Genomic DNA, 14,997 nt, shown 5'->3' on the forward strand with positions numbered 1-14,997 from the left:
TTGTTCCTATTTTATAGCAGGAATATTTTGAAGGCGCAATAGTTTATCAATGGAAATTAATAACCCGATCATATACCAAAATAAAACTGAAAGCTTTAAGGAATAGAAATTGGTGTCAAAGAAACTATGGGACAAAAATCCCGCAACACCGGAAATTAACCCCAAATTTAACATAGCTAAATTTTTCTCTGTTTTCTTCATATACGACTTGATCGTCTCCAATGTCTTTTGAAAACTTTGCAGCATCAGCCAGAGAAAACTTCCCAAGCCGAAAATCCCGATTTCAAATGCTATTTGAATATAGCAATTATGCGCATAAGAAGGATAATACAGCGGCAAACCGCTGGGGTTAACAAAACATTTTTCAAATAACATCATGTATGTGTTTAGCCCATAACCAAAGATAGGTTTTTGCGCGATCATTCTCGCGCTATAGAGCCAGACATCAAAGCGCCATGCAACGGAACCTTGCTGGCTTGCCGCGATGCGAAAAGTTTCTTTGACCTGAGAAGATGCAAAGATGGGAAATAATATGGCAGATACGAACAAAACCGTAAGCGATAATAGCGCCGCCTTTGGATTAATAAAAAACAAAAAGAACGCCCCTGCCAAGCAAACAGAGAGCCATGCCCCGCGAGATAATGTAGCGATCAAACACCAAATTGCCGAAACAAAGATGACGAAGAAAATAACTTTCCACGCCCTTTTTACCGAAACAAACAAAAGTGATAGTGCAACCGGAAAAACAAACGTTAAATACCCTCCTAGGCTGTTGTACGTGTTAAAGCTAGCCGTAGCCCCACTCCCTTTAATGATCGTCTGCCCTAAAAAGATGTCCTTTTGAGTGAAATGAAACTGCACAATAGCGTCTAAATTAACGGCGAATGCCGAGAAAAGAAAAACCCCAACAGCCGTCATGATGTGTTTTTTTGTTGCAATAAATTCAAGGACAAGAAAATAAACAATGAACCATTCTAAGGTTTTTGTGGTAAACCCGCGCAACGCATGCAACGGATATGCCGATAAGACAACGGAGATCAAACACGCCGCAAGAAAAACTAAGATAGGAAGGTCAAGAAAACTCGCCGCCGGCCTAAAACTTTTTAAAAATAAACTAATTTTTCCTTTTAATACGAGATTCTTAAAAGATCGCGCATCAAAAAGGATGATCCGTTTAGCGATCCACAACAATAAAGAAATAATGACGCATGCCTCTACAACAGCAGAGCCATACGGAAGCCAGAAAATAAGAAGGGAGAGGAAAACCCGAGCAACTGCATTGATCCGCTCTACTAAAACCCCATTATGTGCGCTCAAGCTGTCCAAGTCCTTAATAAGCTCCTTGGCCTTTGAGAATGGCAGGAATAGTTTGCAGGAGGATGTTGATATCAAGCCAAAATGACCAGTTATTGATATACCAAATATCCCATTTAACCAGCCGAGAGAAAGCAATGTCGCTTCTTCCTCGAATTTGCCAAAGACCTGTCATCCCGGGGCGGACTTCAAGGCGTTTAAGCTGTTTAAAATCCTCTTTTTCAACCTGGTCGATAGGAAGAGGCCTGGGCCCCACTAAACTCATCTCGCCTTTGAGCACATTAAGTAATTGAGGTAATTCATCCAGGCTATATTTTCTCAAGAAACTGCCTACCTTTGTGATCCTTGGATCTTTTTTCATCTTAAAGATCGGTCCATCCACTTCGTTTTTGCACTTTATTTGATTCATGATTAAATCCGCTTCCTTAACCATGCTTCTGAACTTATACATATAGAACATTTCCCCTTTTTTCCCGTATCGCCTTGAAGAGTAAAAAATAGGGCCGGGGCTGTCTAATTTGATCATAATGCCGATTAAAAGGAAAACCGGAAGCAGAATGATCAATGTGATTAATCCAACCGCAAAATCAAATAATCTCTTCCCTGTTTGCTTGCGAGCATTAAACTCATTTTCATATTCTAGAACCGGGATAAATCCAATGTTATACCGAGAAAAATCTCCGGAGGTCAGCTCAAACCCTTGAGGAATAACGCGTACCGCGACTCCCAAATCTCTTGCGTCCTCTAATAACTTCAAGAAAACACTGCTGTCGTGATGAACAGTAATAAAAACTTTATCAATGAATCTCTTCTTGGCGATATCGGAAAAATCAGAGATCTTGCCAATGATCCGCATGTGCTTGTCGGCGGGATCATCTTTCTTAAAATCATCCAGAAAACCGACGATCTTTATTCCCAGCCCCGGCCTGCTGGTAATTTCCTGAGCTAAGGCAACACCGACTTTTCCGGCGCCAACAATGATTGCATTAAAATTGTTATATCCTTGCGCCACCAAATATTCGACGAAAAGCCTTTTGATCACACGCCACAAAAAGAAAGATAAAATAATAAGCGCGATGCTGATCAAGAAAATGCTTCTCGGAAATTCTTGAATTTTAAGAATATACTGGAGGCTAACGACTCCCAACGAAGACAAAAAGACCGACTTGGTGATCATCCAAAGCTCAATGCCTTCCATCAATTCTCTTCTTGTTTGATACAAGCCGAATAGGTTGTTAAAAATAACAACAAAGAAGATCCACGACAAAAAAAGGATCTGAAAAGGATTGGATTGAGAAGAAAACAAACGCTGAAACTCTACAGGGAAAGTCAATGTTTCCTGCCGAAATAAGCACGCGGCAAAAATACACAGGCTGGCAATATAAACATCTATCAATATGTAAATAAAAAGGATGGGTGGATTTTTAGATTTGGATCTCATGGCATTTCTCTGTTTGTTCAGGCCTAAATTAAAAAACATCAGAGAAGAGTTCGGCCTCTGAATTATCTAAGATATTACCAAAGAATGTGCTATTGTCAAGACATACGAAACCCTGGATTCATTGCTATTATTTTCACTAAAAAGATGCCTTTTTTATACATGCTGTACACTAAAAAACCTATGTTGATCAAAACGAAAACTTATCCTTTACTCATTGAAATAAATAACACTTACATCAACATGTTTTCGCTTCTTAGCGTAATTGACACTGGCAAAGACTAATGATATAGTACACCCTTGATCAGTTGTCCCTTTTTGCTTTCCTGTTTATTCTCGTGTTTTAGAAAAAGTAAGTTTTTACTACAGAGTCCTGAAATAAAGCTGCTATGTTGAAACTTAAAGATCTCCTTTCATCTGTTGACAAGAATCGTTTGCGAAAAATCCGCAGTACGCTCTACCAAAGCCTTTTTTATAGGACAGCCTACCAGGCTTCTCACCTCAAAACCCCTCTTTTTAAACATGTCTTGATCCAAACGAACAACCGCTGTACACGAAAGTGTTCTTTTTGCTGGTACGGAATGAAGGATGTCAAAATCGTTGATGAGGAAATGCCGGAATGGCTATTTCATAAGATCATCAATGACCTTGTGGCCATTGATTATTCAGGAAGAATAAGCCTTTTTGAAATGAACGAGCCCTTAACGGATCACCGTGTCTTTGAGTGGGCAAAATATGTCAAGCAGAAACTGCCTAAAGCATGGCAGTTGATCGCCTCCAACGGCGATCTTCTCACGGAAGATAAAGCTATTGCCCTTCTTGAGAATGGTGTTGATTTTCTTAATATTAGCTCATATTCCGATAACAGCTACTTGAGAATGAAGTCGTTAATTCGTTCTCTCCCGAAGAAATTCTCAGATCGCATGATCAATACCAGGTCTAAACCAGAAACTATGTCTGATAATCGGGGAGGAAATTTGCCCCACATTCAAGCCGTTTTTATCCCTCTTAAAGAACCGTGTAGCCGCGTTAATCATGTCCTCTATATTAAGCCAAGTGGAAATGTCGTTTCTTGTTTTGGCGATTATTTCAATGTCAATTCCATGGGCAACACAAAAGAAGAAAGCCTAACCGCAATTTGGTTCGGGAAGAAATTTGAAACACTACGGAAAAATCTAAACCGCGGTAATAGAAATATCTCTTCGTTATGCCAAAGCTGCAATGTCGGCGCCGGAACTAATTTCGTTACACGCGCAAAACAAAACCGATGGCTGCAGGAAAGCAAAATTAAAACCGGAATTATCGTCGGAGCAAGCCAATCCGCTCATCTTTTCTTTCCGTCTTTTAGAAAGTATTGTAAAATTAATTCTGTCATATCAAAAAATCATCTACACGACCCATTTTTCCGCAGCCGAAAAGTTCCCATGACAGAAAATCTCAAAGAGGCCTTATCGGATCCAACCGTTGATTTCGTGTTTGTTGCCAATGAAAGCGGTAATCATTACGAGGCCGCAAAACAAGCCCTGCTCGCTAACAAACATGTGTTGATCGAAAAGCCTACGACTACCCAGGTAAGCCAGGTTGACGAATTAATTGAATTGGCGCGTTCGCGTAATTTAGTTTGCGCCGGAATATCACAATGGCGTTTCCTTAATTTGGCAAGCCTGACTAAGCAATGGATCAAAGAAGGACGGTTTGGCAGTCTTCTTTTTATAAACGCTAAATTACTTTGGCAGCGAGATAAAGATTATTACATTAGGCAACGCGGTACCTGGAGCTCGGATGGAGGCGGAGTTTTGATCAAACAAGCTATTCATTGTTTGGATCTGATGTTTGATCTTGGCGGAGTTCCGGTTTCGTGGAGCGGATATTGTTCAAACCAATCCATGGGGCTAGAGACTGAGGACACCTCTTTGGTGTCTTTACGATTTCAACAAGGCTTTGGGTCTTTGATCGCGACAACGTGCCACTTTGAGGAAGAAAAACCGCAGATCGAGATCATCGGAACGAAAGGAAGGATGGCTTTTAATATTTGCGACCAAATTACCCGTTGGGAATTGCCGTTTTCAAAACCAGTTTTTGTCCCGAGAAGCAATATCTTTGACCGGCAAATAAAAAACTTTTTGGAATCGATCGATGAGCCTTCAAAACTTGTCGTAACAGCCCCTCAAGGAAGAGAAATTCTTGCCGTTATTGAAGATATTTACAAAAAATCATTTCTTAGGGCTGACACCCAAAACGAGATCCTTAAGTAAATAAAAAATAAATTTTGAATTTCCTATCAAGTACCGCCGCCATAATCTTCCCGGCTCGCAGCACAATCTAAATATCCATTCCAGCCCTGAATTTTGCATCCAAATCGGCGCTTGAGATTTTGTTCCGGCGATAAAATCAAAAGCGGCCCCCACGCCAACCATCACTGGAACATTCAATCTTAAACGATGCTCGGACATCCAAATATCTTGCTTGGGAGATCCTAATCCGACCCACAGAATATCAGGACTACAACGATTAATTTCTTCAACAATCGCCTTGTCTTCTTCAAAAGATAAATTCCGGAACGGAGGCGAATACTTCCCGGCAATATTTATTTTCGGAAATTTCTGACGCAAATTCTTCTCTAAAAGATCACAAGTTTCCTGGGATCCGCCATAAAAATAATGAGCGCAGTTTCGCTCTTGGCTTAAACGACAGGTTTCCAGCATAAGATCCGGCCCATACGTTCGTTTTATCGTTTTATGCCCTTTTAAACGTCCCAGCCAAACAAGCGGCATTCCATCCGGCGTTACCATAGCAGCGCCATTAATGATAGAACGATATTGCTCGTCTTCCTGACAGCGCACAACGGTAGAAACCGGAGCAATACATACGTAGGTTTTATTTTTTTGCTCGATCCAGCGAAAGATATGAGCGCACGCTGCCGGAATATCCACAGAGCTTATCTTAACGCCTAAAATATCAACGTATTCCTGAGCCATAAAAAATTAGCTGCCTCGCTTAACAGGCCTTTTATCCTGGGAGTAATCGAAAAAAGCCTGAATGATATAATCTAAGTCTTTTTGAGTAAAATATTCATGACAGCCAATATAAAACGCATGGCGATTTAAGAATTTTGCCACCGGAAACCTGTCTTCTAGCCCGGGGCCAAACAATCGTTCATAGACCGGTTGATTGACAAGCGGAAATAATTCACGTGTTTCTATTCCACGCTGTTCAAGAAAATTGATCAGCTCTGTTTTGGGTTCGTCTTTGACCACCAAGCCGTACAGCATGAACATATTATCCCGGTCTAAAAAAGTAGACGGCAGCTGTAACTTGCTTTCAAGCTTTTTTAACCGACGAGTTAAATACAAAGCATTTTTTCTTCGCCCGCGGATGATCTTATTTCTTTCTTTCATTTGCGCAACACCTAAAGCCGCCTCTAATTCCGTACATCGATAAGAATAACCAATGTCCACAAATCGAAACCTTTTCGCGATCACTTTTCTTAAGCGGTCAGGGCTGGAAACTTTGTCATCATCAATAGTCAAGTAAATCGGATCTCTGCCATGATTCATGAGAGAACGCATCGTAATAGAAAGCTGGCGATCGTTGGTCGTGGCAAATCCTCCCACGCCCGTAACCAGAAAATGCGCCGTATACGTCGAGAAACATCCGATATCGCCGATAGAGCCGACCTTCTTCCCTTTATAATGCGCGAACATTGTTTCGCAAGAATCTTCGATGACTTTCAATCTGTATTGCTTGGCAATTTTCATAATGGGAGCCATGTCCGCCGGAAGCCCCAGCAAGTGGACAGGAATAATACATCGCGTTTTCGGCGTGATCGCTTTTTGAATAAGTTTTGGATCAATATTAAAAGTTTGAGGATCAACATCCACGAAAACAGGCTTCATGCGGCAGGCGATAACGATGTTCGCCGTCGCGACAAAAGTAATTGCCGGAACAATGACCTCATCACCGTCTTTCCAGCCAAACGTACTTTTGAGCGCGTGAAGCGCGATTTGCAAGGCACTCGTTCCGCTGTTTGTGAAAATGCTATATTTTACATCATGCGCCCGGGCGAACATTCTTTCAAGGCTGCGATGAAACGGCCCATAAGAAAGCCGGCTGCTTTGTAAAACTTGATTAACCAGCTTGATCGCTTGAGCGCTAACCTTCAGTTCTCCCACGCCTAATTGCTTCTTTTTAATAACTTTAGCCATGATTCCCCTTTTGTTTTTTCTTGAAATATTGTTGCCACCAATTTAGCACATCATCCAGCGTTTGGTCTAAGCTAATTTCCGGTTTCCAGCCCGTGCGCCTTTTTAATTTTCGGTTATCCCCGCAAAAATCAGGGATATCAAGTTTGCGCATTTTTTGAGGATCCTTCAAAACAGATATTTTAGCATTTGTCTTAGAAAGAAGTCGTTTTAAAATATCCTCGATGGCAACTGATCGGCCGCTACAAACGTTGAAAGCTTCTCCCATATTAGCCTTTTTCATAATGCAATAATAAGCCCCGACAACATCTCTGATGTCACTAAAATCACGTTTTGCCTTGAGATTCCCGACGTAAATTATTGGTTTTCTCAGTCCAAGCTCAATTTGAGCGATCTGGCTGGCAAAATCAGAAACAACAAATGCGTTCGATTGCCAAGGGCCGGAAAAATGGAACGTACGCGTCGTATTGATCCGTAGCTGATAATTTTTTCGATAACGTTCCACAAGTTTTTCTTGTATCATTTTGCTAATTCCATACGGGCTAACCGGGGCAAGGCTTTGGCTTTCGCGGATAGGCAAATCTTTTGGGCTCACCTTCCCATATTCTTCCGCTGATCCGGTTAAAAGAATTTTTGACCGAGGAGAGGTCTTAATAACGGCTTCAAGGAATTTGGACACTCCCAAAACATTGGTTTCATAAATCGAAGGCGCCATCTCAAAAGAACGCGCGACAGTAACAACAGAACAAAGAAAGTATATCTCGTCCGCAGAGACCTTAGAGAGAACTTCTTTGATCCGAGAATAATCATTGATATCACACTGAAAAAGTAAACATCCCTTCAAGGTATTTTTCTTAAAAGCATCAAGCTTTTTATTATAAGTGCCTACAATTTCATTTTTCTCAACAGTTTTAAGATAATTCCAAAGATGCGATCCGGAAAACCCGTCAACACCAAAAATTAATATCCGTTTTTTCATTTTACGTACTTTTCGAAAATGTCGAGCATTTCTTCTGAGTAAAATCGCCAACTTATATTGTCCTCAACAAACTTTCTTGCATTCTCGGCTATTTTCTCGCTTAATTCTTTATGAAGAATAAGTTCTTCAACGGCACGTGCAAGCTCACCGGGAGAATCCGGCCGAACAATCATTGCATTTTCTTGATCTTTGAGCACTTCGCTAGCACCACAGCCATAAGTAAGGACAACAGGGATCCCACACGCCATTGCCTCAAACACCGATAAGCCCCAGGTTTGAGGGCTGTTAGGAAATAAATACGCGTCGGAATTCTCATAGAATTTTAAAAGCTCTGGGGCAGACACGGAACCATTGAACTTAAATCTTTCCTGAAGATTTAATTGGTCGATCAGCTTGAATATTTTTCTTGTATATTTTAAGTTTTGTTTCAAATCCCCGATATGCTCAATAAAAATATTATGCCCGCGGTCAAGGAGGATCTTTAAGGCTCGAACACCGTCTTCCACTTTCCGATGAGGATATAGGACGCTTGTCATCAATATCGTAACAACATCTTTATGCGTTCTTTTCGAAAATTTAAACCACTCCGCGTTAAGCCCGCTACGAACAATTTTTGACTCTCGATTGAAATTCTTTTTTACACCTTTCTGGTTAATACTGTCCAATACGACAATCTCTTCAAACCGCTGAATAAAACGGCGATATTCCGGCCTTATATAATACCCGATCGTTTTGGGGATGCTTTTCAAATTCCATTTAAAAAGAGGAAGATCGTTCATCATCCAAACAACAGGCTTGTCGTATTTTCTCTGCCATAAGCCCGCTGTCACATAAACACCATAATCATGCGGGTTAAGAACGTCCAGATCGGTATCAACAATATCCAACAATTGCCTGTGTTTTTTGCCGGTAAAAAATATGAAATATTTGTACAGATATTCCAGGTCCGTTGCCGGACAATCAGCCTTGTCGGCATTTTTGTGCAGCTTGACACAACGAATGTCCAGCCCTTCACATAACCCGGGGTAACTTCTTTCCTTATCGAAAATATAAGTGTAGATAATAACCTTATGGCCGTCACGCAATAAATTACGCGCTAATTCCAAAGCTTGACGTTGCGTACCGCCTTTAATATCCAGCTGCCAGATTAAAATACCGATTTTCATAATACTTTTTCTGCGGGAATGTGTAGCCCAAAATGTTTTTAATTTTTAGGGACTCTGTTTTTACTTCTTATTCATAAAATATAAAATCCGATCGTAAACTTTACAGAAAATATTGTGGTTTTTCCGAAAATAATCAACGAGAGCCAGAAACATTTCTTCCGATTCTTCGATCATTTCCGGAAAATTCTCGACAGGAAGATCCCGCAACGTAGTATTGTATCTTTTATTTTTGTAAGTATTAGTGCCGCTATTATCGAATCCAATATTTTTCACCAATGCCTGCGCAGGATAAAGCGTTAACCCGCCTTCCAAGAAAATACTGGCATAAAACCGGATAGCCCACGAATCAATTTCGCCGCGTGTTTGCCGCGAAAGCATCCGATAATAGTTAAAGGATCCCTGACAATTGAATTCATGCCGCATTTTTTGATTGGATAATCTTTCAAGTAATTGACCTGCATCTGACTGAAATAATTTCCACGCCCGCTTCCAGGTGCCCCACCCCCAGCTGCTAAAAAGCCGCATAAACCCTGAATCGGTATTAATTTTCTTGATCGGATACAAATATCCCGTAACACTCATAACTTTTTGCTCGGAAGCGTATTTTTCTAATGCTGCATTCATATAGCTTAAGAAATGAGGCGAAACAACGATATCATCTTCTAAAATAATAACTTGTTCGGATTTTTGAAAAAGGTGGCTTACCCCCTCGATGACTTGCCTGGCACATCCTTTATGTTCAGTATTTTCCTGAACAAATAAATTTTTACACCACGGCCGGCTATAGATAATCGATTTTACGCGTTCAATATTCTCACGATCATCTTTTCCCTTCGGGCCATCGATAAAAACATAAAGATCGCTTTCCTTAAACTCTTTATTTTCTGCTAAAGATTCCAGGGATTTTTGTGTATGTTCAGGCCGATTGTAAGCAAAAAAAGCTATTGGGGAGATATTCATACGAAACACTTATAAAACATCGGTTTAAGAAATAGCGGCATCTGCCCCTTAATATCAGGTTTTGCGATCTGGGGGATTTGTGCCAATACCCATGATCAAATGAGGTGTTTTCCTTAATAGCCCCATAAAATTAAGCGAACGTATCTGCAAAAAGAAGACTTCTCTTGTTTTCTTGAACAAAAGATTTGACAGGACTCCGACGACAAGTTGAGAAATAACAGCGGCAATAGCCGCGCCATTTATATCAAATCTGGGAATAAGAATGATGTTAAGCACAATATTAGTGGCGGAAGCAATGATCGTATATGTCATTGTATAGACTTGCAAACTTTCATTAATAGCCCATTTGGTCCTAGCTACACTCCAAAAAACAAATACCAGCGCCCAGATATGGATGGCCAAAACTTGAGCCGCAGGCAGATATGCCGGGCCATAAAATATATTGATGACTGGCCACGCAATGATCGTCACTAAAGTTGAAATCCCCAAAGCCAGCCAGAAAAGCAGCGAAAATAGCGCTTTTAGCCTATTTTGATATAACTCTTTATTCATTAACTTAGCGTTTACGATAGCGGGAAATAAAGAACTCGTTAAAGCGATCGGGACAAAATAGAAGGCCTCGCTGATCCTAACTGCCGCAGAATAATATCCAACGGAAGTAACGCTAAGCATTTGCTTGATCATGATCTGGTCAATGCGCATAAAAATTGAGATCGCCAATCCTGAAATGATCAGTGGCCACCCTTCCTTAAGCAATCTTTTGGCAACATCCCAGCGAAATCGCCAAACGAATATTTTCTGGCCATTTAAGGCATAAAAGACGAGTAATCCAATAGCGTTGATGAACATCTCAATAATGACAACATAGATGAAATAAACAAGCGGCTTTCCTAAATAAACGAATGAAAGACAAAGAAATGACGTTACCGATAGGGAAATAAGTTGCGCGTAAACTGTAAATTTGGAAAGAACCCGAGATTGAAAGTAGTAATCAATAACATCTAAAGACTGGAAGAAAAGACGTAGCGACATTGCAATGATCACGCCTTTAAAATCCGGCTCGATAAATCCTGTATGCACAACGATAAAAATAAGGATAACAGCCGCAAAACTACCAATGAGTTTTAGAAAGAATGCGGCTCCTAAGATCTGGGTCTTTTCTTTGCCATGCCTGATCAGATCTCTAACCACAATTGATTCCAGCCCAAGATCAGATAGGATGTTAAAAAGAAAGACAAAGCTTAAGGCATAACTAAAAACACCGAATTGTTCCGGGCCTAAATATCGGATAACTTGAGCCCAGATCAAGAATGTGATCAGGCCGCGACAGATCTTCTCAAAGAATAAATAGCCCGTATTGTGAAGATATTTTCTGAACCCGCTGCTTTTCATTAACATAACGTTACCTTAATTGATCGTACACAATGACCCTTGGAAAAATACATTTATGCCGAGTACCAGGAACACTTTTTACAAACTTCTGGCTGGTTACCGGTCATAAAGCTTTTCTTGATATCCACAACGACCTGAGAATTATACAATTGCGAGAGGCTTTTCTCCTTAACATTCCCAAGATAAAGCTCATCACGTTCACCTTTCGTATCGATACGGCAACCACATAATCGAACATCACCATTTGGTTGCAACTGCAAAACAGACGTACGCGAGCAAGGAAGGAGCTTTACAAAATCCGAGCTTTTTATTTTCATTCCCGGAAGTAGATCTTCCTGCTTTATGGCCCCTGTCCAAGCATCAAAATGGACCATATTGATCACTTCAACGTTTCTGCCGATATGCGGTTTGATGTACTGAATATAATCATTCAGCACTTCGCATTCACCAAGCGGCCTATCTGCCCTGAATTCAAGAAGTATCTTTTGGATCGTCAACGCCGAGTTTCTATCCTGCTGCAACTTTTGGAACTCTTTTAATATTTCATGAGTATTGGATAGTACTTGCTTATAGGCATTGGTTCGAAAGATCTTTTTGTACGCCTCTTCTGTAAGAGGCGCTAAGGAAATATGCAAGCGAGTCAAACCACTGCAAAGAATTTCAGTAAAACCAAATTTATGAAAAAGGCTTGCATTAGAATACGCGTGAATTGAATCAAATCCAAGCTGATGAAGATAGCGGATCTTTTCCAGCGCCTTAGGGTCAACAAATAGCTCCCCTAAAAGTGGCGTCAGGCCAATTCTCTTCCCGTTTAAATCCCTGTAATCCTTCGCAGCTTTACGGAACAGCTCATCATCCATGACCGCTTTAGGCCGCCGGTCATACTGATAAGAGCAGAAAATACAGTTAGCATTGCAAATACTAGTGGTATCCATGTAGAGAGATTTCGCCACAGCCTTGCCAAAAGGACGAAGCAAGAAAAACACAATATTCTCTTTTGTATTGCCGGCAATACCAAGTAAGAAATTCAGCATGGCAGCACGAAAATAGTTAAGCAATTTTAATACCTCTCTGAGAGCGGCTTTCGCCTGCGGTTTTCTGAATAATATACGCAGGCCGCGCTTTTACTTCTTCGTAGACCATCGCTAAATAACTTCCCAAAATACCGATCGTTATTAATTGGATACCTCCTAAGAAAAGCACAGAGATCAAAATAGAAGTCCAGCCCGGAACGGTAAAATCGGTAAAAAGCTTTACGTAAACCGCATAGACGATGTAGCAAAGGCTCAAGAAAGTCGCGATAAGCCCTAAAAAACCAGCTAGATAAAGCGGCCGGGAAGAAAAACTCAAAATACCTGTTAAGGCAAGAGAAATCGATTTTCCCAACGAATACTTTGTTTTGCCGGAAATACGTGACGGCGCCGTGTAAGCAATACAAGTGGATTTATATCCAACCCAACTAACAAGACCGCGAAAAAATCGGCATCGCTCTTTCATCGCTTTAAGAGATTCAGCGACTTCTCTGCTGATAATGCGAAAATCTAAAACACCTTCTTCGACAGCAACCTGGCAAACCCTGTTAAAAACAAAAGCAAAGGTTTTAGACGACAGATTCTTTAGTGGTCCATACTCTTTATTGTGCTCGCGTTTGGTGTAAACAATGTCAAACCCTTCCTTCCATTTCGCGACAAGCTGCGGGATAAGTTCCGGGGGATGCTGCAGGTCTCCGTCCATCATGATCACAGCATCGCCGCTCGCATGATCCAGGCCGGCTGTTAAAGCACTTTGCTGTCCAAAATTTCTTGAGAATTTGATACCCTTGATCTTAGAATCTTGGCGAACCAAATCTTCAACGATAGCCCAGGTCTTATCTCGGCTTCCATCATCAATAAGAATAACTTCATGATCTTTTAGTTCGGGAGAATTTAAAACACCTTTTAACCTTTGATACAAAACAGGCAGACTCTCTTCTTCGTTGTGAAGCGGAATAACAATAGAAAGAACTGCCATGTTTACCTCCCTGCCTTTAACGGCTTGTTAAATAACTTTTGATCTTTTGCAATGTATTAAGCGGCAACGTTAACCGGAATTCTTCTTTTTGCCCTTTCTTCTCTTTAAGCACCCAGATCTGCCAAGTGCCATTTTGATAGGCCAATTGATCACGATAAATATTTTCCAAAACAACGGCATCAGCTTCATCATTGATAACTAAAAAACTATTTTCTCGAAATGACACATTCTTTTCGTTAATGGCAGAAGCATATGTTATGGGAACAGAGGAAAAATTTTGCAAAGCCCCCGCTGTCTCCTGATAATGCGGCGGATAAAAAAACTTACCCGGATTTTCTTTATTAAGGGCAACAATTGCTTCAACTACTTTGCGCTTATCAGCCATTTTTGAAATCCGCGGAATAATGATCTCGAGCAACACCAGAAAGACAATCACGATAATTGCTGCTTGCGCTAAATAAATAAGGGGTTTTTGCTTCGGCATCCATGCCGCTATCAAAAAATAAATGGATACCATGATAAACGGCGCCAGAGGCGCCAGGAGATAATTGGGAAAACCCCACGGCAAAAGTAAGAGTATGTAGATGATCATCCACAGAGGACAAATCAAAAAAAGCGGATCAAGAAATTGACGCCGCTTACCCCACCAAAAGTAAGCAGCTGTCAAAATACTTAGCCCCGCAATACCAATGGCGACTTTCATCATTCCCGGAATAGTTTTTAACATCCCTAAAAGTACTCCGATATTTAAATTGGATTTGTAGTGCGCCGTGTATCCGCCTAAAATGGTTTTGATAAAGATCACATAAGAAAACCCGGCAATCACGCTGACCAATAAAAGGATCTTTGAGATCTTGATATTCTTTTTGAAGATCAACAAATCCAAAGCGGCATAACCCGCATAGGAAAAGAGGAACACAACGCCTGTTTCCTTGCCGAGAATACTTAAAAACGCCAACGATAAAGCGCCCCATAAATATCCAAAAGAATTATTCCGATAGCTTTTGACCAAAAACCATAAAGAAAGCGTTCCGAATATAAAAATAAATTTTTCCTGCAAAGAAATGTACATAAAGGTATTCCAAAACGGCAAAAAAGCAAAAAAACTTAACGGATAAACATACTTTTTAAATTCCGCCGTCATGCCTCCTTCGGGGAGAAGTTGGTGAATGATCTTTCCCCAGATCAAAAGAACCCAAGCTCCGGTGGCAAAAATAAGAAAATACAAGAAAAGCGGATATGGGATCTGATAAGCTAAAACGATCCAAAGATAAAGAAGTGGGCGAAATCTGCCAAAGACCTGCAGGTCTTCGTTGATCAGGTCAGGAAAAGACATTTTCCCCTGCCAAAACAAAGTTGCCCGTTCACGAGACTGCCAATCATCCATAAATCCCCAACCCGGGCTTAAAATAAAATATGCTCCCGCGACCGTCAGAATAAAAATAATGTAGACAGCTTGCTCCCAGGAAATGCGCCGCAAAAACAATCGCAGATTCGACAAAGCCCCTTGAATATACTTCTCGAAAGATGCCATAT

At 40.8% G+C, this 14,997-nt stretch carries 12 protein-coding genes; 1 reads left to right on the forward strand and 11 read right to left on the reverse strand.

The window, feature by feature from the left end; translation table 11 throughout:
• Positions 1–6 precede the first annotated feature (6 nt).
• Both WC676_00255 and WC676_00260 read right to left on the reverse strand, forming a co-directional pair.
• Positions 7–1,317, reverse strand: a complete 1,311-nt coding sequence (locus WC676_00255; GenBank protein MFA5059044.1) for an O-antigen ligase family protein — start codon at positions 1,315–1,317, stop codon at positions 7–9.
• Positions 1,318–1,330: 13 nt separating this feature from the next.
• Complete coding sequence (locus WC676_00260) at positions 1,331–2,755, reverse strand: sugar transferase (GenBank protein ID MFA5059045.1); 1,425 nt, start codon at positions 2,753–2,755, stop codon at positions 1,331–1,333.
• A gap of 578 nt (positions 2,756–3,333) precedes the next feature.
• Between WC676_00260 and WC676_00265 the strand changes: the two genes are divergently transcribed.
• Positions 3,334–5,007 carry a Gfo/Idh/MocA family oxidoreductase gene (locus tag WC676_00265; GenBank protein MFA5059046.1) on the forward strand — a complete coding sequence of 558 codons (1,674 nt, stop codon included), beginning with the start codon at positions 3,334–3,336 and terminating at the stop codon, positions 5,005–5,007.
• Here WC676_00265 and WC676_00270 read toward each other — a convergent pair.
• The 9 genes from WC676_00270 to WC676_00310 are packed head-to-tail and all read right to left on the reverse strand — an operon-like array spanning position 4,966 to position 14,995.
• A complete protein-coding gene (locus WC676_00270) occupies positions 4,966–5,730 on the reverse strand; it encodes a WecB/TagA/CpsF family glycosyltransferase (GenBank protein ID MFA5059047.1) in 765 nt (254 codons plus the stop codon). The genes WC676_00265 and WC676_00270 overlap by 42 nt on opposite strands.
• A 6-nt stretch (positions 5,731–5,736) precedes the next feature.
• A complete protein-coding gene (locus WC676_00275) occupies positions 5,737–6,957 on the reverse strand; it encodes a DegT/DnrJ/EryC1/StrS family aminotransferase (protein ID MFA5059048.1) in 1,221 nt (406 codons plus the stop codon).
• Positions 6,950–7,933 (reverse strand): GDP-mannose 4,6-dehydratase, encoded by a 984-nt coding sequence (locus tag WC676_00280; protein ID MFA5059049.1) that lies wholly within the window; start codon positions 7,931–7,933, stop codon positions 6,950–6,952. The genes WC676_00275 and WC676_00280 overlap by 8 nt, the downstream gene beginning before the upstream one ends.
• The gene (locus WC676_00285; protein MFA5059050.1) at positions 7,930–9,099 is read right to left on the reverse strand and encodes a glycosyltransferase family 4 protein; all 1,170 of its coding nucleotides are present in this window, start codon (positions 9,097–9,099) and stop codon (positions 7,930–7,932) included. Before WC676_00285 ends, WC676_00280 begins: the two co-directional genes overlap by 4 nt.
• A 60-nt stretch (positions 9,100–9,159) precedes the next feature.
• On the reverse strand, positions 9,160–10,059 hold the full coding sequence (locus tag WC676_00290) for a glycosyltransferase family 2 protein (protein MFA5059051.1): 900 nt from the start codon (positions 10,057–10,059) through the stop codon (positions 9,160–9,162).
• 54 nt (positions 10,060–10,113) lie between these two features.
• The gene (locus WC676_00295; protein MFA5059052.1) at positions 10,114–11,457 is read right to left on the reverse strand and encodes a flippase; all 1,344 of its coding nucleotides are present in this window, start codon (positions 11,455–11,457) and stop codon (positions 10,114–10,116) included.
• Between the two features lie 47 nt (positions 11,458–11,504).
• Positions 11,505–12,509 (reverse strand): radical SAM/SPASM domain-containing protein, encoded by a 1,005-nt coding sequence (locus WC676_00300; GenBank protein MFA5059053.1) that lies wholly within the window; start codon positions 12,507–12,509, stop codon positions 11,505–11,507.
• The gene (locus WC676_00305) at positions 12,502–13,461 is read right to left on the reverse strand and encodes a glycosyltransferase family 2 protein (GenBank protein MFA5059054.1); all 960 of its coding nucleotides are present in this window, start codon (positions 13,459–13,461) and stop codon (positions 12,502–12,504) included. The genes WC676_00300 and WC676_00305 overlap by 8 nt, the downstream gene beginning before the upstream one ends.
• Before the next feature lie 16 nt (positions 13,462–13,477).
• Positions 13,478–14,995 (reverse strand): hypothetical protein, encoded by a 1,518-nt coding sequence (locus WC676_00310; protein ID MFA5059055.1) that lies wholly within the window; start codon positions 14,993–14,995, stop codon positions 13,478–13,480.
• Positions 14,996–14,997 lie beyond the last annotated feature (2 nt).

The organism is Candidatus Omnitrophota bacterium, assembly GCA_041649175.1.
GTDB lineage: Bacteria > Omnitrophota > Gorgyraeia > Zapsychrales > JBAZNR01 > JBAZNR01.